Annotated in this window: 17 protein-coding genes; 12 read left to right on the forward strand and 5 right to left on the reverse strand. The window is 65.3% G+C overall.

Going from position 1 to position 20,043, the window contains the following annotated elements; all coding sequences use genetic code 11:
* The first annotated feature begins 40 nt into the window (after positions 1-40).
* Together C7G41_RS14215 and C7G41_RS14220 are read left to right on the forward strand one after the other, a co-directional pair.
* The gene (locus tag C7G41_RS14215) at positions 41-580 is read left to right on the forward strand and encodes a PaaI family thioesterase (protein WP_106943176.1); all 540 of its coding nucleotides are present in this window, start codon (positions 41-43) and stop codon (positions 578-580) included.
* A gap of 59 nt (positions 581-639) precedes the next feature.
* Positions 640-1,260 (forward strand): TetR/AcrR family transcriptional regulator, encoded by a 621-nt coding sequence (locus C7G41_RS14220; protein ID WP_106943177.1) that lies wholly within the window; start codon positions 640-642, stop codon positions 1,258-1,260.
* Between the two features lie 3 nt (positions 1,261-1,263).
* On the opposite strand, the gene C7G41_RS14225 is transcribed toward C7G41_RS14220, so the two are convergent.
* A complete protein-coding gene (locus C7G41_RS14225) occupies positions 1,264-2,172 on the reverse strand; it encodes a LysR family transcriptional regulator (RefSeq protein ID WP_106943178.1) in 909 nt (302 codons plus the stop codon).
* Positions 2,173-2,273: 101 nt separating this feature from the next.
* Here C7G41_RS14225 and C7G41_RS14230 point away from each other — a divergent pair, with 101 nt between their 5' ends.
* The 8 genes from C7G41_RS14230 (at position 2,274) to C7G41_RS14265 (ending at position 11,718) form a co-directional block, all read left to right on the forward strand.
* A complete protein-coding gene (locus C7G41_RS14230; protein WP_094896561.1) occupies positions 2,274-3,770 on the forward strand; it encodes a CoA-acylating methylmalonate-semialdehyde dehydrogenase in 1,497 nt (498 codons plus the stop codon).
* A 119-nt stretch (positions 3,771-3,889) separates the two neighbouring features.
* Complete coding sequence (locus C7G41_RS14235; protein ID WP_106943179.1) at positions 3,890-5,035, forward strand: isobutyryl-CoA dehydrogenase; 1,146 nt, start codon at positions 3,890-3,892, stop codon at positions 5,033-5,035.
* Complete coding sequence (locus tag C7G41_RS14240) at positions 5,032-6,099, forward strand: enoyl-CoA hydratase/isomerase family protein (protein WP_106943180.1); 1,068 nt, start codon at positions 5,032-5,034, stop codon at positions 6,097-6,099. Before C7G41_RS14235 ends, C7G41_RS14240 begins: the two co-directional genes overlap by 4 nt.
* 30 nt (positions 6,100-6,129) lie before the next feature.
* Entirely contained in the window at positions 6,130-7,017 is an 888-nt protein-coding gene (mmsB, locus tag C7G41_RS14245) for a 3-hydroxyisobutyrate dehydrogenase (RefSeq protein WP_106943651.1), read from the forward strand.
* A gap of 132 nt (positions 7,018-7,149) precedes the next feature.
* On the forward strand, positions 7,150-8,868 hold the full coding sequence (locus tag C7G41_RS14250; protein WP_106943181.1) for an AMP-binding protein: 1,719 nt from the start codon (positions 7,150-7,152) through the stop codon (positions 8,866-8,868).
* On the forward strand, positions 8,869-9,348 hold the full coding sequence (locus C7G41_RS14255; protein ID WP_106943182.1) for a MaoC family dehydratase: 480 nt from the start codon (positions 8,869-8,871) through the stop codon (positions 9,346-9,348).
* A 238-nt stretch (positions 9,349-9,586) separates the two neighbouring features.
* Complete coding sequence (locus C7G41_RS14260) at positions 9,587-10,504, forward strand: SDR family NAD(P)-dependent oxidoreductase (protein WP_106943183.1); 918 nt, start codon at positions 9,587-9,589, stop codon at positions 10,502-10,504.
* The gene (locus C7G41_RS14265) at positions 10,501-11,718 is read left to right on the forward strand and encodes a TIGR03862 family flavoprotein (RefSeq protein WP_106943652.1); all 1,218 of its coding nucleotides are present in this window, start codon (positions 10,501-10,503) and stop codon (positions 11,716-11,718) included. The genes C7G41_RS14260 and C7G41_RS14265 overlap by 4 nt, the downstream gene beginning before the upstream one ends.
* A 105-nt stretch (positions 11,719-11,823) precedes the next feature.
* On the opposite strand, the gene C7G41_RS14270 is transcribed toward C7G41_RS14265, so the two are convergent.
* The 3 genes from C7G41_RS14270 to C7G41_RS14280 form a co-directional block, all read right to left on the reverse strand.
* Positions 11,824-12,903, reverse strand: a complete 1,080-nt coding sequence (locus C7G41_RS14270) for an alanine racemase (protein WP_106943184.1) — start codon at positions 12,901-12,903, stop codon at positions 11,824-11,826.
* Positions 12,904-12,966: 63 nt separating this feature from the next.
* Positions 12,967-14,772 carry an ABC-F family ATP-binding cassette domain-containing protein gene (locus C7G41_RS14275; protein ID WP_106943185.1) on the reverse strand — a complete coding sequence of 602 codons (1,806 nt, stop codon included), beginning with the start codon at positions 14,770-14,772 and terminating at the stop codon, positions 12,967-12,969.
* A gap of 8 nt (positions 14,773-14,780) precedes the next feature.
* Positions 14,781-15,278 carry a YaiI/YqxD family protein gene (locus C7G41_RS14280; RefSeq protein WP_007609125.1) on the reverse strand — a complete coding sequence of 166 codons (498 nt, stop codon included), beginning with the start codon at positions 15,276-15,278 and terminating at the stop codon, positions 14,781-14,783.
* A 141-nt stretch (positions 15,279-15,419) separates the two neighbouring features.
* Here C7G41_RS14280 and C7G41_RS14285 point away from each other — a divergent pair, with 141 nt between their 5' ends.
* Entirely contained in the window at positions 15,420-16,220 is an 801-nt protein-coding gene (locus tag C7G41_RS14285; protein WP_106943186.1) for a hypothetical protein, read from the forward strand.
* A 172-nt stretch (positions 16,221-16,392) separates the two neighbouring features.
* Here C7G41_RS14285 and C7G41_RS14290 read toward each other — a convergent pair whose 3' ends face one another.
* Positions 16,393-18,765, reverse strand: coding sequence for a xanthine dehydrogenase family protein molybdopterin-binding subunit (locus tag C7G41_RS14290; RefSeq protein WP_106943187.1), 2,373 nt, complete (start codon positions 18,763-18,765; stop codon positions 16,393-16,395).
* A 210-nt stretch (positions 18,766-18,975) separates the two neighbouring features.
* On the opposite strand from C7G41_RS14290, the gene C7G41_RS14295 reads away from it, so the two are divergent.
* Positions 18,976-20,043 carry a Ppx/GppA phosphatase family protein gene (locus tag C7G41_RS14295; protein ID WP_106943188.1) on the forward strand — a complete coding sequence of 356 codons (1,068 nt, stop codon included), beginning with the start codon at positions 18,976-18,978 and terminating at the stop codon, positions 20,041-20,043.

Genomic DNA, 20,043 nt, shown 5'->3' on the forward strand with positions numbered 1-20,043 from the left:
CCGCAGCATAGTATGATGGAAATCATACAAAGAGGCCGCGATGACCAACGTCGATCAACCCGACCTGCTTTCCCCCGCGCAGCGGCGCGAGCGGGTGGTGGAGTGGCAGGTGCCTGCGCCGGTTGCGAAAGTGGCGATGGGCTTGTCAGGCATGGACGCGATGCTGGGCATCCGCGACGGACGTTTGCCGCCGCCACCTTTTGCCAAGCTGATCGGCTTCGTCATGGCCGTGGTCGAGCCGGGTCGGATCGTCATGGAACTCGAGCCGCGCGAGGATCTCGAGAACACCATCGGCCTCCTGCACGGAGCCACAGCCGCCGCGCTGATCGACACCGCCATGGGGTGTGCGATCTCGACCAGGCTGGAGTCCGGGCAGGGCTCCGTCACCCTCGATCTCAAAATGACCTTTCTGCGTCCGCTCTCGGTCCGGTCCGGGCTGATCTCCGCCGAGGGCAAAGTGATCAAGCTGGGACGCCAGACCAGCTATACCGAGGGCTTCGTCCGCGACGGTAAGGGGGCACTTGCGGTGCACGCAACGGCGACCTTTTCCATGATCGGCAACAATTTTACAGGGAATTAATGCGCCGTCCGGCCGATATCCATGTTATTAGATGACCTCCGACATTCAATGAGACTCGCATGCGCTATTCCCGGGAACACAAGCAGGAAACCCACGACCGCATCGTGAAGAAGGCCTCCGTGCGGCTGCGCGAAAAGGGCGCCCACGGCATCGGCGTCGCCGACCTCATGAAGGAAGCGGGCCTGACCCATGGCGGCTTCTACGCCCATTTCGATTCCCGCGAGGCGCTGGTGATCGAGGCGTTCGACTACGCCATGGACCGCTCGATGGAGCACTGGCGCAAGCAATCGGATCAGGTCGCGCCGGAGAAGCAGCTCCCCCAGATCGTCGAGACCTATCTCTCGACGGTGCATCGCGACAACCCCGGTCACGGCTGCTCGATCCCCGCGCTCGGCGCCGAGATCGCCCGCGAGAGCCCGAAGACGCGAAAGGCCTTTGCCGGCAAGCTCGACGAGATGATCGAGATGATGACCGATTTCATCCCAAATCTGCCGCGCAAGGCCGCGCGCAAGCAGGCGATCGCGACGCTGGCGACCATGGCCGGCACCATGCTGCTCGCGCGCATCGCCGGCTCGAGCGAGCTGTCGGACGAGGTGTTGAAGACGGGCAAGGACAGCGCGCTCGATGGCGCGAAGCGTGAGCCAAAGGTAACGGCGGCGAAGAAGCCGAAGCAGAGCTAGGCTTCACGGCCCCGCAAACAACGCCCGCTCGCGCTCCACAATCTCGGAAATATAATCCGCCACCGCACGGATCCTCGCGAGATCCTTGCTGTCGGCGTGCATCAGCATCCAGAAGGTGCGGGTGATCGAGACCTCTTCCGCCAGCACCGCAATCAGCTGCGGATAGTCGGCCGCCATGAAGTGCGGCAGCACGGCGATACCGAAGCCGGCGAGCGTGGCGTTGAGTTGTGCGATCAGGTTGGCGCTGCGCAAGCGTGCGGAGATCTTCGGCGACACCTGCGGCAGATAGTCGAGCTCGGGCGTGAACAAGAGCTCCTCGATATAGCCGACGAATCGATGCTGCGGCAGGACCTCGCGCGAGGTGATTTTCGGGAAGCGGTCGAGATAGGCGGGCGCGGCATAGAGTCCGAGCCGGTAATCGAGCAGCTTGCGGCCGACGATGCGGCCTTCCTTGGGCATGGTCAGGCTGATGGCGATATCGGCCTCGCGCTTGGAGAGGCTGAACAGCCGCGCGGTGGCCACGAGTTGCAAATCGAGATCGGGATACCGGTCGGCGAACTGAGCGAGCCGCGGCGCCAGGAACGCGGTCCCAAAACCGTCGGGGGCCCCGATCCGCACCGTGCCGGTCAGCCGCGCCACCGACCCGCCGACCTGCTCCTGGTTGGCGACGATGGTCGATTCCAAGGCTTCCGCGCTGTCGGCGACGCGCTGGCCGGCCTCCGTCAGCAGGTAGCCGGTCTTGCGCCGGTCAAACAGCTTGGCCGAGAGGTGCTTCTCCAGCCGGTCGACGCGGCGGATGACGGTGGCATGGTCGACGCCGAGCTGTTTTGCCGCAGCCGAAACCGAGCCGCCCCGCACGATGGCCAGCACGAAGCGGAAGTCGTCCCAGTCGATAGCGCCTTGATCCAGCATTTTCGCACATCTATGGTGCATTATCTCAGACTTGAATCCTATAAAATGCAGGTCGATAGGATTTGTCAAAGCGTTCAAGCTCGCCTCAAGGAGACCATTCCATGCGTTCAGTCGGACATTTCATTGGTGGCAAGGAGGTCAAGGGCACCTCGGGCCGTACCGCCGACGTTTTCGAGCCGATGACCGGTGACGTCCAGGCCAAGGTGGCGCTGGCGTCCAAGGCCGAGGTCCGCGCCGCCGTGGAAAACGCCCGCGCCGCGCAGCCGGAATGGGCCGCGACCAATCCGCAGCGCCGCGCCCGCGTCATGATGAAGTTCGTCGAGCTGGTGCAGCGCGACTACGACAAGCTGGCCGAACTGCTCGCTCGCGAGCATGGCAAGACGGTTCCCGACGCCAAGGGTGACATCCAGCGCGGCCTGGAAGTCGCGGAATTTGCCTGCGGCATCCCGCATCTGATGAAGGGCGAATACACCGAAGGTGCCGGCCCCGGCATCGACATCTACTCCATGCGCCAGGCGCTCGGCGTCGTCGCCGGCATCACGCCGTTCAATTTCCCGGCGATGATCCCGATGTGGAAGTTCGCCCCCGCGATCGCCTGCGGCAACGCCTTCATTCTGAAGCCGTCGGAGCGCGATCCCGGCGTGCCGATGATGCTCGCGGAACTGATGATCGAGGCGGGCCTGCCGGCCGGCATCCTCAATGTCGTCAACGGCGACAAGGAAGCGGTCGACGCCATCCTCGACGATCCCGACATCAAGGCCGTCGGCTTCGTCGGCTCCACGCCGATCGCGCAATACATCTACGAGCGCGCCGCCCAGACCGGCAAGCGCTGCCAGTGTTTTGGCGGCGCCAAGAACCACGCGATCATCATGCCCGACGCCGACATGGACCAGGCGGTCGACGCACTGATCGGCGCCGGCTATGGTTCGGCCGGCGAACGCTGCATGGCCGTGTCCGTCGCAGTCCCCGTCGGCAAGTCCACCGCCGACCGCTTGATGGAAAAGCTGATCCCGCGCGTCGAGTCGCTCAAGATCGGCACCTCGATTGATCCGTCCGCCGATTACGGTCCCCTGGTGACGCGGGAGGCGGTCGAGAAGGTCAAGGGCTACATCGACATCGGCATCAAGGAAGGCGCGACGCTCGCCGTCGACGGCCGCGGCTTCAAGATGCAGGGCTATGAGAACGGCTTCTATCTCGGCGGTTCGCTGTTCGACAACGTCACCAAGGACATGCGGATCTACAAGGAAGAGATTTTTGGCCCCGTGCTCTCGGTCGTGCGCGCGCACGACTACAAGGAAGCACTGGCGCTGCCGTCGGAGCATGATTACGGCAACGGCGTTGCGATCTTCACCCGCGACGGCGATGCCGCGCGCGACTTCGCGGCCAAGGTCAATGTCGGCATGGTCGGCATCAACGTGCCGATCCCGGTGCCGATCGCCTATTACACCTTCGGCGGCTGGAAGAAGTCGGGCTTCGGCGATCTCAACCAGCACGGCCCGGATTCGGTCCGCTTCTACACCAAGACCAAGACGGTGACCTCGCGCTGGCCGTCCGGCGTCAAGGAAGGCGCGGAGTTCTCGATCCCGCTGATGAAGTAAACTCCTCAGCCGTCATTGCGAGGAGCCCTTGCGACGAAGCAATCCAGCACCTTTCCGCGGAGGCAGTCTGGATTGCTTCGCTTCGCTCGCAATGACGAGAGAAAAATGAGCAGCCCATCATGCAGTTCGCTCTGAACGAGGATCAGATCGCGGTTCGCGATATGGCGTTGGCGTTTGCAGCGGAGAAGATTGCGCCGCACGCGCTGCGCTGGGACGAGGAGAAACATTTTCCCGTCGAGGTCATGCGCGAGGCCGCCACGCTCGGCATGGGCGGCATCTACATCCGCGAGGATGTCGGCGGCTCCGCCATGACGCGGTTCGACGCGGCGCTGATCTTCGAGGCGCTGGCGACGGGCTGCCCGACCACCTCGGCCTTCATCTCCATCCACAACATGGCGTCCTGGATGATCGATGCCTACGGCAGCGACACCCAGCGCCACAAATGGCTGCCCAAGCTCTGCACCATGGAGCTGATCGCGAGCTACTGCCTGACCGAGCCGGGCGCCGGCTCGGACGCGGCAGCGCTCCGCACCCGCGCTGTGCGCGACGGCGATCATTACGTCCTCAACGGCCAGAAGCAGTTCATCTCCGGTGCCGGCGGCACGGATCTCCTGGTCACGATGGTCCGGACCGGTGCCGACGGCCCGGGCGGCATTTCGACGCTCGTGATCGACGGCAAGACGCCGGGCGTCTCCTTCGGCGCCAACGAGCGCAAGATGGGTTGGAACGCACAGCCGACCCGCGCCGTGCTGTTCGAGAACGCCCGAGTGCCGGTCGCCAACCGCTTGAGCGAGGAGGGCGTAGGCTTCAAGATCGCGATGGCGGGCCTCGACGGCGGGCGTCTCAACATCACGGCGTGTTCTCTTGGGGGTGCCCAAACGGCGCTCGACAAGGCGCGCGGCTACATGAAGGAGCGCAAGGCCTTCGGAAAGCGCCTCGACGAATTCCAGGCGCTGCAATTCAAGCTCGCCGACATGGCGATCGAGCTGGAGGCCGCGCGCACTTTCCTGTGGCGCGCCGCCGCGGCGCTCGATCGGAAGGATCCCGACGCCACCATGCTGTGCGCGATGGCAAAACGCTTCGGCACCGATGTCGGCTTCGAGGTCGCCAACAACGCGCTCCAGCTTCATGGCGGCTACGGCTATCTCAGCGAATACGGCATCGAGAAGATCGTGCGCGATTTGCGCGTGCACCAGATTCTCGAAGGCACCAATGAAATCATGCGGCTGATCGTGGCGCGCAAGCTGATCGAGGGCGCGCGATGAGTGGAGCGGAGGAGGGCGATCTGATCGTTCGCCGCGAGGGTGCGGCGGGCGTGATCCGGCTCAACCGCCCCAAGGCGCTCAACGCCATGACGCTGGAGATGTCGATCGGCGTCGACGCGGCGCTGGACCAGTTCGAAGCCGATCCGGAAGTGGCCGTTATCATCCTGGAAGGCGCGGGCGAACGCGGCCTCTGCGCCGGCGGCGATATTCGCGGCCTCTGGGAGAGCTCGCGCGACGGCGGCGATCTCGGCGCGCGGTTCTGGCGCCAGGAATACGTCATGAATGCGCGGATCGCGAAATATCCAAAACCCTATGTCGCGTTCATGGACGGCCTCGTGATGGGCGGCGGCGTCGGGCTATCGGGCCACGCCAGCCATCGCGTCGTGACCGATCGCACCAAGCTTGCGATGCCCGAGGTCGGGCTCGGCTTCTTCCCTGATGTCGGCGGCACCTGGTTGCTGTCGCGCTCGCCCGGCGAGATCGGCACTTATTTCGGCCTGACCGGCCAGACCATGAACGGCCCCGATGCGATCCACGCGAAGTTTGCCGACGCGGTGGTACCGGCAGCCAAATGGCCGGAGTTGCGCGACGCGCTGACCAAGGTTCGCCAGGGCGTCACCGCGGCCGATGTCAGCAAGCTTATCAAAGGTTTTGCGACCGGGGAGACCGCGGGTCCGGTCGCCGCAAAAGAGCCGGCGATCGACGCACTGTTCGGCTTCGACCGCATGGAAGACATCTTTGCCGCGCTGAGGCGCGACGGTTCCGAGTTCGCGCTGGCGACATTGAAGACGCTCAACGAAAAATCGCCGCGCGGCATGGTGGTGACGCTGAAGCTTTTGCGGCTGGCGCGCACCGCGTCGAGCCTGGAGGAGTGCCTGGTGCGCGAATACCGGGCTGCGCTGGAAGTCTTCCGCAGCGACGACTTTCGCGAAGGCGTGCGCGCAGCCGTGATCGACAAGGACCGCAATCCGACCTGGTCGCCATCGCGGATCGAGGACGTCACGCCGGACATGCTTGCGCTGTATCTCGCCGAGATTGGCGCCGGCGAATTGAAGTTCAACTAATCAACGAAACGTTCAGCGGAGGAAATGAAGATGGCCACGATCGCATCTATCGGTCTCGGCAACATGGGCGGGCCCATGGCCGCCAATCTGGTCAAGGCCGGCCACAAGGTCGTCGCTTTCGACCTCGCCGAGGCCTCCCGTAACCAGGCCAAGGCCGACGGTGCCGGCATCGCCGAGAGCGCTGCGGCCGCCGTGAAAGGCGCCGACGTGGTCGTCACCATGCTGCCGGCCGGCAAGCATGTGCTCGGCGTGTGGGGCGAGGTCGTCCCTGTGATGACCAAGGGCGCGCTGGTGATCGACTCCTCCACCATCGACGTCGAGAGCGCGCGGCAGGCGCATGCGCTGGCGGCCAAGCACGGGGTGCTTTCGGTCGACGCCCCGGTCTCCGGCGGCACCGGCGGCGCCAAGGGTGCGACACTCACCTTCATGTGCGGCGGCGAGGACAACGCGTTTGCTGCGGCAAAACCCGTGCTGGAGAACATGGGCAAGAAGATCGTGCATTGCGGCGGTGCCGGCGCGGGCCAGGCGGCAAAGATCTGCAACAACATGATCCTCGGCATTTCCATGATCGCGGTAAGCGAGGCATTCGCGTTGGCTGAGAAGCTCGGGCTCTCGCATCAGGCGCTGTTCGACGTCGCCTCGACCTCGTCGGGCCAGTGCTGGTCGCTGACGACCTATTGCCCGGTGCCCGGGCCAGTACCGACCTCGCCCGCCAACAACGACTACAAGCCGGGCTTTGCTTCGGCACTGATGGTGAAGGATCTGACGCTGGCGCAGGACGCGGCGAAGGCCGCCGGCGCGGCAACGCCGCTCGGCCGGCACGCGCAGGAAATTTACCAGGCCTTCGACAGGGACGGCCAGGGTGGGGTGGATTTTTCCGGAATTATCAAGCACGTTCGCAGCCTCGCTGGGAAATAGCGAGGCTTTGCTCGTAGCCCGGATGGAGCGAAGCGAAATCCGGGACAGCCGCTTCCAATTGCACAATCGCCCCCGGATTGCGCTTCGCTCTCTCCGGGCTACGCTCGAAGGTCAATTCGACGGGCTCTCACCATGACGACATTTCAGGAAGCGCGCGCGTTTCTGCTTCACAACCGCACGGATTACGAGACGGCGGTCAAAGGCTTCCGCTGGCCCGATCCGGTTCCGTTTAACTGGGCACTCGACTGGTTCGACGCCGAGCTGGCGGCGAATGCGGACAGCAAGGATCGTCCTGCGCTCTGGATCGTCGATGCCGCACAGGATCGGCAGACCAAGCTTTCGTTCGGGGCGTTGTCGCGCCGCTCCAACCAGGTCGCGAACTTCCTCCGCGCGCAGGGCCTGAAGCGCGGCGATCATCTCCTGCTGCTGCTCGGCAATGTCGTTCCGCTCTGGGAGACGATGCTGGCCGCGATGAAGCTCGGCGTCGTCGTGATTCCCGCGACCACGCTGCTCACCCCGGACGAGCTGCGCGACCGGCTCGATCGCGGCAAGGCGAAGGCGGTGGTGGCAGCACAGGACCAGGTTGCGAAGTTCGCAAGTCTTGGCGCCGAAAGTATCGTCCGCATCGTCGTGGGCGAGGCCTCCGATGGCTGGCTTTGCTATGATGACGCGGCAAGGGCGTCGGAGAGCTTTGCAGCCGATGGCCCGACCAACGCCGACGACCCCATGCTGCTTTATTTCACCTCGGGCACGACCGCAAAACCAAAACTGGTGCGGCACAGCCAGCGCAGTTATCCCGTCGGCCATCTCTCGACCATGTACTGGATCGGACTGCAGCCGGGCGACATCCATCTCAATATTTCTTCGCCCGGCTGGGCCAAGCACGCCTGGAGCTGTTTCTTCGCGCCGTGGAATGCGGGCGCGACCGTCTTTGTGGTCAACCAGCCACGCTTCGATGCCAAGGGCCTGCTTGCCACCATCGGCCGCTGCGGCGTCACCACGCTGTGCGCGCCGCCGACGGTGTGGCGGCTGTTCATTCAGGAGAACCTGGCGTCGTTCAAGGTGGCCTTGCGCGAGGTCTGCGGTGCCGGAGAGCCGCTCAATCCGGAAGTGATCGACCAGGTGCAGGCAGCCTGGGGCCTCACCATCCGCGACGGTTACGGCCAGACTGAAACGACCGCGCTGGCCGGCAACTCGCCGGGGCAAAAGATCAAGATCGGCTCGATGGGCCGGCCACTGCCGGGCTATCGCGTCCAGGTCAGCGACGCCGACGGCCACCCTGCCAAGGAAGGTGAGGTGACGCTGCTGTTGGGCGTGAACCGTCCCGCCGGCCTGATGCAGGGCTATCAGGGCGACGACGGCGGGCTATCCGGCGCCGAAGGCGAACTCTATCGCAGCGGCGACGTCGTCTTCGAGGACGACGATGGCTATCTCACCTTCGTCGGCCGGTCCGACGACGTGTTCAAATCCTCCGACTATCGCATCAGCCCGTTCGAGCTCGAGAGCGTGTTGCTCGAGCACGAGCTCGTCGCAGAAGCCGCCGTGGTACCAAGCCCGGATCCGATCCGGCTCGCGATCCCCAAGGCATATGTGCTGCTGACATCCGGCGCGGAGCGCTCGCCGGCAACCGCGCTCTCCATCTTCAAGCATCTGCACACGCGCCTTGCGCCGTTCAAGCGCATCCGCCGCCTCGAAATTGTCACGGAGCTGCCGAAGACGATCTCGGGAAAGATCCGCCGCGTTCAGCTCAGACGGTTGGAGCGCGACGACGACCGCAACGATCCCCTGCGCGGCCGGGAATTCCGCGAGGAGGATTTTCCGGAGCTGCCGAAAACACGGAGTGAGACTTAAGTGAACGAAGTCTGGAAGAAGCCGCCGATGACGCTGGACGCCTATCAGGCCATGGTCGGCAAGGAGATCGGCGTGTCGTCGTGGCACCTGATCGACCAACCCCGTATCGACACCTATGCCGACGTGATCGAGGATCACCAGTTCATTCACGTTGACCCGGAGCGTGCGAAGAAGGAGACGGCGTTCGGCACCACCATCGCGCACGGCTTCCTCACGATGTCGCTGCTGTCGATCATGTCCTACGAGGTGATGCCCGTCATCGCGGGCACCACGATGGGGGTCAATTACGGTTTCGACAAGCTGCGTTTCATCTCGCCGGTGCGTTCGGGAAAACGCGTTCGCGGCCGTTTCGTGCTGGCGGAAGCCAAGCTGCGCAAGCCGAATGAATTGCAGTCGCGCACCAACGTCACCGTGGAGATCGAAGGCGAGGACAAGCCCGCACTGGTCGCGGAGTGGCTGGGGTTGATCTATTTTGCCTGAGGCGGGCCGGCATGGCCGGGCTTGACCCGGTCCTCCATCGCTGGTCAAAAAGCTGTCCAGATCGCGCTCGTGCACCCTCTCCCCTTGCGGGAGAGGGTGGCGAAATCGAGCGGAGCGAGATGAAGCCGGGTGAGGGGTATCTCTCCACACGCTCATCTGCCGAGACAGACCCCTCATCCGGCGCTTCGCGCCACCTTCTCCCACAAGGGGAGAAGGGAAGACAGCATAAGGAAGCACAATGGCAATCAGGTTCGACGGACGCGTCGCCATCGTCACCGGCGCGGGCAATGGCCTCGGGCGGGCGCATGCGCTGGGATTGGCGAGCCGCGGCGCCAAGGTCGTGGTCAACGATTTCGGCGGCGCGCGCGACGGCAGCGGCGGCTCGCTGTCGCCGGCGGAAGCCGTGGTCGAGGAGATCCGCAAGGCCGGCGGCATCGCCATGGCCGACGGCGCCGACGTCTCCAATTTCGAGCAGGTCACCGCAATGGTCGAGCGCGCCACCAAGGAGTGGGGCAGCGTCGACCTCGTGTGTGCCAATGCCGGCATCTTGCGCGACAAGTCGTTCGGCAAGATGGAAGCGGCCGATTTCCAGAAGGTGCTCGACGTGCACCTCGTCGGCACTTTCTATTGCTGCAAGGCGGCCTGGGCCGGCATGCGCGATCGCAACTACGGTCGCATCGTGCTGACGACGTCGTCCTCCGGCCTCTACGGTAATTTCGGCCAGGCCAATTACGGTGCGGCCAAGTCCGGCATGGTCGGCCTGATGAACGTGCTGGCCGAGGAAGGCCGCAAGTCCGACATCCGCGTCAACATCATTTCGCCGACGGCGGCAACCCGCATGACGGAGGAGCTGCTGCCGCCGCAGGCGCTGCAGTTGATGAAGCCGAACGCGATCACGCCCGCAGTCGAGTACATGCTGAGCGAGGACGCGCCGACCCGCACCATCATGGGTGCAGGCGCCGGCTCGTTCGCGGTGATCAAGATCGTCGAGAGCGAAGGCATCAACCTGCCGGAGTCCGAGTGGACCCCGGACGCGGTTGCGGCCCATTTCGCCGAGATCAGCGACATGTCGAAGGCGAAGGCGCTGCAGGGGGCTTTCGAGCAGACGCAGAAATACGTGGCGCAGGCCGCTGCGCGCGCCGGGGTAAAACTCTGACAGCCGTCGCCGTCATCGGCGCCGGCCCTGCCGGGCTGATGGCGGCTGAAGCGCTCGTGCAGGGTGGTGCTCGCGTCACGGTCTACGATTCGATGCCGTCCGCAGGCCGCAAATTCCTGATGGCCGGCCGCGGCGGGCTCAATCTCACCCACAGCGAACCGCTGCCGCAGTTTTTGGCGCGCTATCGCGAGGCGGCGCCGAAGTTAACAGCGGCGATCGACGCCTTTCCGCCGGACGCTCTGCGCGCGTGGAGCGAGGCGCTGGGCGAGCCGACCTTTGTCGGCTCCAGCGGGCGTGTGTTTCCGAAAGCATTCAAGGCGTCGCCCTTGCTGCGTGCCTGGCTGCGACGGCTCGATGCCTCCGGCGTGCGCTTTGCCTTTCGCCAGCGCTGGATGGGTTGGGACGGGGAAGGACGACTGGTCTTTGACGCACCCGGCGGCGCCGCCGCCATTGCCGCGGACGCCACCGTGCTGGCACTCGGCGGCGCAAGCTGGCCGCGACTAGGCTCCGATGGCGGCTGGACTGCGATCCTAGCCGACAAGGGCGTTGCGATCTCGCCGCTGCGGCCGGCGAACTCCGGCTTCACCGTCGACTGGTCCGAAATCTTTCGCACGCGCTTCGAAGGCCAGCCGCTCAAGGGCATCACGCTGTCCTTCGGCGCGCGGCGCGCGCGCGGCGAGGCCATGATCACAAGCGGTGGGATCGAGGGTGGGGCGATCTATGCGATGTCGGCCGAACTGCGCGAGGCGATTGCGGCGAACGGCGAAGCGGTCCTGCACGTCGCGTTGCGGCCGGATGTCCATCATGGCGAACTCGTCAAGCGCCTGTCCGCCTCGCGCGGCAAGCAATCGTTCTCCAATTTCCTGCGCAAGGCTGCGCAGCTGTCGCCGGTCGCGGTCGGGCTGCTGCAGGAAGCCACCATCGGTGCTGGCCGGTCGTTGTCGGCAATGTCGGCGGAACAATTGGCAGAGCTCATCAACGCCGTACCGATCAAGCTGGCGGGCGTGGCGCCGATCGCGCGCGCGATCTCCAGCGCCGGCGGGATTTCCTTCGACGAGCTCGACGCCAACTTCATGATCCGCAAGCTGCCGGACGTGTTCGCGGCCGGTGAGATGCTGGACTGGGAGGCGCCGACGGGTGGCTATTTGCTCCAGGCCTCGTTCGCGACGGGCGGTGCCGCGGGCAGGGGCGCGTTGAAGCGGCTAAGGCGCTAACCACTGTCATTGCGAGCGTAGCGAAGCAATCCAGAATCTTTCCGCGGCGACAGTCTGGATTGCTTCGTCGCTTCGCTCCTCGCAATGGCGATTGTGGAAGCAGCCCTACCTCAGCTTGCCCCGTGCCGCCACCGGCAGCGTGCCGATGATCTCCTCGCCGCGCACCATCACGACTTCGTCCATCATGTTGACGACGACGCAGACATGATTGGGCACGACCCGCACGACGTCGCCGACATTGGGTCGGGTGTTGCTGCGGGAGAGGTCGAGGAAGCCGTGCTCCTCGGCAAAGCGTGCGATCTTCGCTTCGGGGTGCTCCAAGATCAGGCCGTGGCCGTCGAGGCCGCCGGTGTCCGTCGTCAGCGTCTTCGAGCCGGCGTCCAGAATGCCGCGCTCGGGCGCGGCGCGGCTCACCACGGTTGAATAGATGTGCAGTGCGCAGTCGTCCCAGGTGGCAACGCCGGCGGCGACCTGCATGCGGTCGTTGTAGATGTAGGTGCCGAAGCGATGCTCGGTGCCGCCCTTGAGCTTGCCGAGATTCTTCAGGTTCGGCGTGCCGCCGGTCGAGACGATTTTTGCATCCAGCCCGTGCGCGCGCACGCCGGCCAGAGCTTCGTCATAGAATTTTTGCGCGTCCGCCCAGCCGGTCTCGGTCGGATACATCATGAAGCCGGCGAATTGCAGTCCCTTGGATGCAGCAATCTCCTGCGCCAGCGCAATGGCTTCAGCTGGCGTCTCGACGCCGGCGCGCTTGCGTCCCGTGTCGCATTCGACCACGACCGACAGCGGTCGGCCTGAGGCAGCGGCAGCCTTGGGCAGGCCGGCGACGACGGTCGAATTGTCGGCGGCGACCGTCATGTTCGCCTTTGCCTGCAGCGCCCCTAACCGCGCCATCTTCTCGTCGCCGAGCAGGTTGTAGCTGATCAGGATGTCGTCGATGCCGGCATTGGTCATGATCTCGGCCTCGCCGAGCTTCTGGCAGGTGATGCCCTTGGCGCCTGCAGCAATCTGCATCTTGGCGATCGTGGGGTTCTTGTGCGTCTTGATGTGGGGACGGTTGGCGATCCCGGCGTTATCGCAGGCCTTCTGGATGCGCGCGATGTTGCGCTCGACCTTGTCCATGTCGATGACGGCGCAGGGCGTGCCGTATTCGCGGGCGATTTTGGCGGCAAGGGTCGTTGTCATGGAAGTCTCTGAGTTGGCGCGCATTCGTTTGCAAAAGCGGTGCCCACTTTTGCGAAATGCACGCTAGGCCTGTTCAATCTCTTCGCGTCGCACTTCGAGCTCCAGCCATTTGTCTTCGGCCTCGGCCAGTTCCTTTTGAGCCTTCGTCAGAGCGTCGGAGGCCTGGTCGAAGCGCTTGCGATCCTTGCGGAAGAGATCGGGGTCGTCAAGGAAGCGCTGCTGCTTGGCGATTTCGGCCTGCAGCTTGGCGATGGTCTTGGGCAGCGTCTCCAGCGCGTGTTGCTCGTTGAAGGTCAACCGTCGTCTCGCGACGCCGGACGGCGCGGCCGGCCGCTGCTCTCTCGTCTCCTCGGCCGCCTTCGCTGTCGCGCGCTTCACGTCGGCGCCGCGCTGGGCCAGCATGTCGGTATAACCGCCGGCATATTCGAGCCAGCGCCCGTTGCCTTCTGGCACGATCACAGACGTCACCACGCGGTCGAGAAAATCGCGATCGTGGCTGATCAGAATCACGGTGCCCTCGTAGTCGCTGAGCATTTCCTCGAGGACGTCGAGGGTCTCCAGGTCGAGGTCGTTGGTCGGCTCGTCCAGCACGAGGAGGTTGGAGGGTTTTGCCAGCGCGCGTGCCAGCATCAGCCGGCCGCGCTCGCCCCCGGAAAGCACCTCCAGCGGCGTGCGCATCTGTTCCTGGGCGAACAGGAAGTCCTTCATGTAGCTGACGACGTGCTTCGGCTTGCCGCCGACCATGACATGGTCGCCGCGGCCGCCGGTCAGCGCCTCGGCCAGCGTCGTCTTGGGATCGAGACTTTCGCGATGCTGGTCGAGCGTCGCCATCTCGATGTTGGCGCCGAGCCGTATGGTGCCGCTGTCCGGCGCGCTGCCGCCGGTCAGCATCTCGATCAGCGTGGTCTTGCCGGCGCCGTTCGGGCCGACGATGCCGATGCGGTCGCCGCGCTGGACCCGGATCGAGAAGCCGTCGACGATCTTTCGATCGCCATAGGACCGACTGATGTTCTTGGCCTCGATGACGAGCTTGCCGGACTTGTCGGCTTCGGCAGCCGCGAGGTTGGCGTTGCCCGTCGCGCCGCGATGGGTGCGGCGCTGGTCGCGCAGTGCGTGGAGATTGCCGAGCCGCTTGACGTTGCGCTTGCGGCGGCCCGAGACGCCGTAGCGCAACCAGTGCTCCTCGTTGACGATCTTGCGGTCGAGCTTGTGCTGGTCGCGCTCTTCCTCCGCGAGCACCTCGTCGCGCCAGGCCTCGAAGGCACTGAAGCCGCGGTCGATCTGCCGGATCTGGCCCCGGTCGAGCCAGGCGGTGCTGCGCGAGAGATTGCCCAGGAAGCGCCGATCGTGGCTGATGATCACCAGCGCGCAGCGGCGGCTCTCCAGTTCGCTCTCCAGCCATTCGATGGTCGGAAGATCCAGATGGTTGGTCGGCTCGTCTAGCAGCAGGATATCGGGCGAGGGCGCCAGCACGCGCGCCAGCGCGGCGCGGCGCGCTTCGCCGCCGGAGACATGCGCCGGATCTTCTTCACCGGTGAGACCGAGCTGTTCGACCAGATAGCGCGCCTGATAGTGGTCGTCGCCGGCATTGAGGCCGGCCTCGACATAGGCCAGCGTGGTGGAGAAACCGGAAAAATCCGGCTCCTGCGGCAGGTAGCGAATGGTGGCGCCGGGCTGCACGAAACGGCTGCCGCCATCCGGTTCGACCAGGCCGGCGGCGATCTTGAGCAGCGTCGATTTGCCGGAACCGTTGCGGCCTATCAGGCAGACGCGCTCGCCGGTCGAAACCGACAGTTCGACGCCCGCCAGGAGCGGCGTGCCGCCGAAGGTCAGCTTGATATCGCGCAGTTGAATCAGCGGTGGCGCCATGCGGTGTCTCAGTCCTGTCTTGTTGCGGCCTGGTCGGCGCGGCGGCGCTGAATGCGGCGGATGGTCTGGTCGAGCGTCGACAGAAACGTCGAGCGGTCGCGCGGCGAATAGGATTTCGGACCGCCGGTGACTTCGCCGGCCGAGCGCAAATCGGTCATCAGGTTGCGGACCGCGAGCGTCATCCCGATCGATTCCTCGGTAAACGCCTTGCCGTTGGACGCAATCACATCGGCGCCGGCCTTCACGCAGCGGCTCGCGAGCGGAATATCCGAGGTAATGACGATATCGCCAGGCCCGGCGCGTTCCGCGATCCAGTCATCGGCCGCGTCCATCCCGGCACCCGCGGCGACCCGCTCGATCAGCGGATCCTGGGGCACGCGGATGAAATTGCCTGCGACGACGCTCACGGGCAGGCCGTGCCTGCCAGCGACGCGATAGATCTCGTCCTTCACCGGACAGGCGTCAGCGTCGACATAGATGCGCGTGGTGTTTTGAGGGTTCGTCATTGTCCGTAGATGGGGCTTGCGAAGCGGTTCCGCAGCAGCCGCGTGGTACCCCATTCGGGCCGCAAAGGCGAGGGGATTGACCCCGGTTCCTCAGGGCCTACGATCGGTCTGAAACAACAAGAATTTGGGGAAAGCCAAGCCATGCCGAACCGGCTCGAAACCTATCGTGTCGAGGCCTACAACACGGCCAAGCAGTCCGAAAACAAGATGCATGACGACACGGTGGCGCGCCGCTTCGGCTTTTCCGGCGGGCTGGTCCCCGGCGTCGACGTCTTCGCCTACATGATGCATGTGCCGGTGGCGCGCTGGGGCCGCGATTTCCTGTCGCGCGGACTGATCGAGGCGCGTTTCATCAAGCCGGTCTATGACGGCGAGACCGCCGACGTCGATGCGACCGAGCACAATGGCCTGCTCACGATCGAGGTGTTCAGCCGCACCGAGCTCTGTGCCACCGGCACGGCGTCGCTGCCGGCGACTGCGACTGCGGTGTCGTTGAGCGACTATGTCGAGGTTCCTGCGATTGCCGAGCGCAAACCGGTCAGCCCGGCGACGTTCCCGACAGGCAGATGGTTCGGCACGACGCCGCGCCGCTGGGCCGGGCAGGATGCCGCCGACTATCTCGCCGACATCCGTGAAGCCGATTCGATCTTCGCGCGCGAGGGGCTCGGCCATCCCGGCCTGATCCAGCGCGTCATGAATCGCGTGCTGGTGGACAACACGATCCTCGGCCCGTGGATCCATGTCGGCAGCCGCATGCAATTGCTGTCGGCCGCACGCGCCGGTGACGAGATCACCGCGCGGGCCAAAGTCACCGCGAACTACGAGAAGAAGGGCCATCGTTTCGTCGAGCTCGACGCGCTGGTGGTCGCCAACGGCACGACGCCGCTGGCGCACTGCCAGCACACCGCGATCTACCAGCCGCGCGAGCAGGCGGCGGCGTAGGGCGCGGGCGGAGAGAGGCAAGTACACCGCTCCAAGCTCGGTGTCATGCCCCGCGAAGGCGGGGCATCCAGTACGCCGCGGCTTCTCCGTGAATCACTGCTGCCTCCGAGTACTGGATCGCCCGGTCGAGCCGGGCGATGACAGCGTGCGTGTGGAAGGCAGAAGGGCAGCCCTACGCCGCTTTCCCCTTCGCATCCTGGATCGCGCGCCACACGCGCTCCGGCGTCAGCGGCATGTCGATGTGCTTGATGCCGTAGTCGGAGAGCGCGTCGATCACCGCGTTCACGACCGTCGACAGGCTGCCGGCGCAGCCGGCTTCGCCGCAGCCCTTGCTGCCGAGCGGATTGGTGGTGGCCGGCACCGGGTGGTCGCCGACCGTCATGTTCGGAACGTCCTCGGCGCGGGGCAGTGCGTAGTCCATCAGCGAGCCCGTGATCGGCTGGCCGCTCTCGTCGTAGCGGACGTGCTCCATCAGCGCCTGGCCGATGCCCTGGACGACGCCGCCGTGGAGTTGGCCCGCGACCAGCAGCGGGTTGATCACCGTGCCGAAATCGTTGACCGCGCTGTAGCGCACGATCTGCACGACGCCGGTTTCAGGGTCGATCTCGACCTCGGCGACATGACAGCCGTTCGGGAAGGCCGAGGGCACCGGTTCGCTGGTGTGATCGACGTCGAGGCTGTCGGGCACGCCCTCCGGCATCTTGCCGTCGTGCAAGCGCTTGGCGAGCTCCATGATGTCGATGCTGCGGTCGGTGCCGGCGATCGTGAAACTGCCGCCTTCGAATTCAATGTCGGCTTCGGATGCCTCCAGCATATGCGCGGCGGCGCGCTTGCCCTTTTCGATCACGAGCTTGGCGGCGCCCACGATCGCCATGCCGGTCGCGGTGATCGAGCGCGAGCCGCCGGTGCCATTGCCGGTGTGCACGATATCGCTGTCGCCCTGCACCAGCTTGACGTTGTCGAAGGGCACGCCGAGCTGCGCACACAGCACCTGCGCGAATGCGGATGCGTGGCCCTGGCCGTAATCGAGCGTACCGGTGATGAGCTGCACGGAGCCGTCGGGATCGAACACGATCTTGCCGAGCTCGACGCCGGGAGGTGCGGTCACCTCCAGATAGGAGCCGACGGCGATGCCGCGCAGCTTGCCGGACTTCTTGCTCTCCTTCTTGCGCTTGGCAAAATTCTCGTGGTCGGAGATTTCGAGCGCCTTGTTGAAGACAGCCTGGAAGTCGCCGCTGTCATAGGTGACGCCGGAGGACGCGGCGAACGGCATCTGGTTCTGCTTGATGAAGTTGCGCTTGCGCAAGGTCAGCCGGTTGATGCCCATCTCGTCGGCGGCGCGGTCGATCAGCCGCTCCATGTAGTAGTTCGCCTCGGGCCGGCCGGCGCCGCGATAGGCGCCCATCAGCGTGGTGTTGGTCAGCACCGTCTTGATGTCGACGGCCATCAACGGTGTGCGATAGACGCTGGAAAAGTTCTTGCTGGTGTTGAGCGAGAGCGGACTGGGCGCTACGCCGGTGATGTAGGCACCGAGATTGCCGTAGCCCGAGAGCTTGGCGGCGAGGAAATGCCCCTCGGCGTCCAGCGCGAGCTCGGCGTGAATCTTCTGCGCACGGCCGTGGCTGTCGGACAAGAAGCTGGTCGAGCGTTCGTCCAGCCATTTCACCGGCCGTCCCAATTCCTTGGTCGCGTACAGGATGCACATGTACTCGGGATAATTGACGTTCTTCATGCCGAAGGAGCCGCCGACATTGGCGGTGAGGATGCGGACCTTCTCGTTCGGCACCTTCAGGTTCTTGGCGAGGTTGGCGCGGTTGCCGGCGACGCCCTGCGTCGGCATCTGGATGGTGTAGCGCTCGGTCTTCTTGTCGTAGGAGGCAAGGCCAACGCGAGGCTCCATCGAGACCACGGCGACGCGGGTGTTCTCGATGTCGACCTTGGTCACGTGAGCGGCGCTGGCGAAGGCGGCGTTGACCTTCTCGATGTCGCCATAGTGGTAGTCGAGCGCGACATTGTTCGGGATATGGTCGTAGAGTTGCGGCGCGCCGGGTTTCGCGGCTTGCTCGGGATCGGTCACAGCCGGCAGCGGCTCGATATCGAGTTCGACCGCCTCGGCCGCGTCGCGCGCCTGGGCCAGCGTCTCCGCCACCACGAAGGCGACGGGATCGCCGACGAAGCGGACCTTGTCGGTTGCGAGCGGCTGGCGGTTGGTCTGGAGCAGGGGCGAGCCGTCACGGCTCTTCAGCGGCAGGCCGCAGGTGAAGGGGCCGTAGCCGGCCGCATCGAGGTCTTTGCCGGTCCACACCCCCAGCACGCCCGGCATGGCCCTGGCGGCATCGATGTTGATGCCGCGAATGACGCCGTGGGCATGGGTCGAGCGGACGATCGCGGCGTGGGCCTGGCCCGGCAGGTTGAAATCGTCGGTGTAGCGGCCCTTGCCGCGCACCAGCGTGTCGTCCTCCTTGCGGCGGACAGGCTGCCCGACACCATATTTTTGCAGTGCAATAGCGTTTTCGAGCGTGGAAGATTTGGTGTGTTCTTGCATGGAATTGACCTGAAAAGCCGGCAATTGCGCGGTTTGGGGGCGCCTGGGGGACCGGACCCCTCAAAAATAGCCCACCGGCCCGTTCACGACAACGCACGAATGGGCATGGTCCCATGTGATGCGTTGTTGCGCAGGATTGGCGCGCTGCTAAGGTTTCAGGCGAAAAAGCAATTCCAGATCGGCCCAACCGGCCGCGGAAAGACAGTTTGTATGAATGACCACACGCGGCTCCGCGACGGCCTTGGGCCGCACGGTGAGCTGGGGTCGATGGCGGCGGCGTTCGCCACTGAACCGGCCGTCGGCGCGCAAGCGCCGGGAACCGGCGTCTACGCGGCGCTCGACCTCGGCACCAACAATTGCAGGCTCCTGATCGCCTGTCCGACCCACGACGGCTTTCGCGTGGTCGATTCCTTCTCGCGCATCATCCGGCTCGGCGAGGGCGTCTCGGCGACCGGGTGCATCAGCGAGGCCGCGATCGAGCGCGCCATCGTGGCGCTCGGCATCTGCCGCGACAAGATCAACCTGCGCAAAGCGCGGCGGCTGCGGCTGATCGCCACCGAAGCCTGCCGCGCCGCCTCGAACGCCGAAGGCTTTCGCAGCCGCGTCGCTGCCGAGACCGGGATCGAGCTCGAGGTGATCGACCGCGAGACCGAGGCGGCGCTCGCCGTGCTCGGCTGCTCGCCGCTGGTCGATCCCAGGGGGCGCGGCGCGATCCTGTTCGATATCGGCGGCGGCTCGACCGAGCTGGTGCGGATCGAGCGCGACGCCGCAAATCCGGAGCCGCGCATCAAAGCCTGGATGTCGATTCCGTTCGGCGTGGTCACGCTTGCCGAGCAGTTCGGGGGGCGCGACGTGACGCCGGAGATCTACGCGGCGATGGAGCGCGAGGTCGCCCATCACATCAAGCCGTTCGCCGAACAGCATGGCGGCGATCTCGCCGACATGCATCTGCTCGGCACGTCAGGCACTGTGACGACGCTCGCCGGCATCCATCTCAATCTCGCCCGCTACGACCGCCGCCGCATCGACAGCGTCTGGATGAACGATACCGACGTCACCGCGACCATCAACAAGCTGCTCGGTATGAGCTACGAGGAGCGCGCCGGCAACAGCTGCATCAGCATCGAGCGCGCCGATCTCGTCCTGGCCGGCTGCGCCATCCTCGACGCGATCCGCCGCGCCTTTCCGCTGCCACGCCTGCGCGTCGCCGACCGGGGCCTGCGCGAAGGCATGCTGGTCGAGATGATGCGCGAAGACGGCGCGCTCAGGAGCTGGTGA

This window comes from Bradyrhizobium sp. MOS002, from assembly GCF_003020115.1.
Classification (GTDB): domain Bacteria; phylum Pseudomonadota; class Alphaproteobacteria; order Rhizobiales; family Xanthobacteraceae; genus Bradyrhizobium.

Coding starts and splice junctions, on each gene's coding strand:
- C7G41_RS14290 (WP_106943187.1), bottom strand. CDS start 18,765: ATGCAAGAACACACCAAATCTTCCACGCTCGAAAACGCTATTGCACTG.
- C7G41_RS14240 (WP_106943180.1), top strand. CDS start 5,032: ATGAGTGGAGCGGAGGAGGGCGATCTGATCGTTCGCCGCGAGGGTGCG.
- C7G41_RS14215 (WP_106943176.1), top strand. CDS start 41: ATGACCAACGTCGATCAACCCGACCTGCTTTCCCCCGCGCAGCGGCGC.
- mmsB (WP_106943651.1), top strand. CDS start 6,130: ATGGCCACGATCGCATCTATCGGTCTCGGCAACATGGGCGGGCCCATG.
- C7G41_RS14285 (WP_106943186.1), top strand. CDS start 15,420: ATGCCGAACCGGCTCGAAACCTATCGTGTCGAGGCCTACAACACGGCC.
- C7G41_RS14225 (WP_106943178.1), bottom strand. CDS start 2,172: ATGCTGGATCAAGGCGCTATCGACTGGGACGACTTCCGCTTCGTGCTG.
- C7G41_RS14270 (WP_106943184.1), bottom strand. CDS start 12,903: ATGACAACGACCCTTGCCGCCAAAATCGCCCGCGAATACGGCACGCCC.
- C7G41_RS14295 (WP_106943188.1), top strand. CDS start 18,976: ATGAATGACCACACGCGGCTCCGCGACGGCCTTGGGCCGCACGGTGAG.
- C7G41_RS14260 (WP_106943183.1), top strand. CDS start 9,587: ATGGCAATCAGGTTCGACGGACGCGTCGCCATCGTCACCGGCGCGGGC.
- C7G41_RS14220 (WP_106943177.1), top strand. CDS start 640: ATGCGCTATTCCCGGGAACACAAGCAGGAAACCCACGACCGCATCGTG.
- C7G41_RS14250 (WP_106943181.1), top strand. CDS start 7,150: ATGACGACATTTCAGGAAGCGCGCGCGTTTCTGCTTCACAACCGCACG.
- C7G41_RS14280 (WP_007609125.1), bottom strand. CDS start 15,278: ATGACGAACCCTCAAAACACCACGCGCATCTATGTCGACGCTGACGCC.
- C7G41_RS14230 (WP_094896561.1), top strand. CDS start 2,274: ATGCGTTCAGTCGGACATTTCATTGGTGGCAAGGAGGTCAAGGGCACC.
- C7G41_RS14275 (WP_106943185.1), bottom strand. CDS start 14,772: ATGGCGCCACCGCTGATTCAACTGCGCGATATCAAGCTGACCTTCGGC.
- C7G41_RS14235 (WP_106943179.1), top strand. CDS start 3,890: ATGCAGTTCGCTCTGAACGAGGATCAGATCGCGGTTCGCGATATGGCG.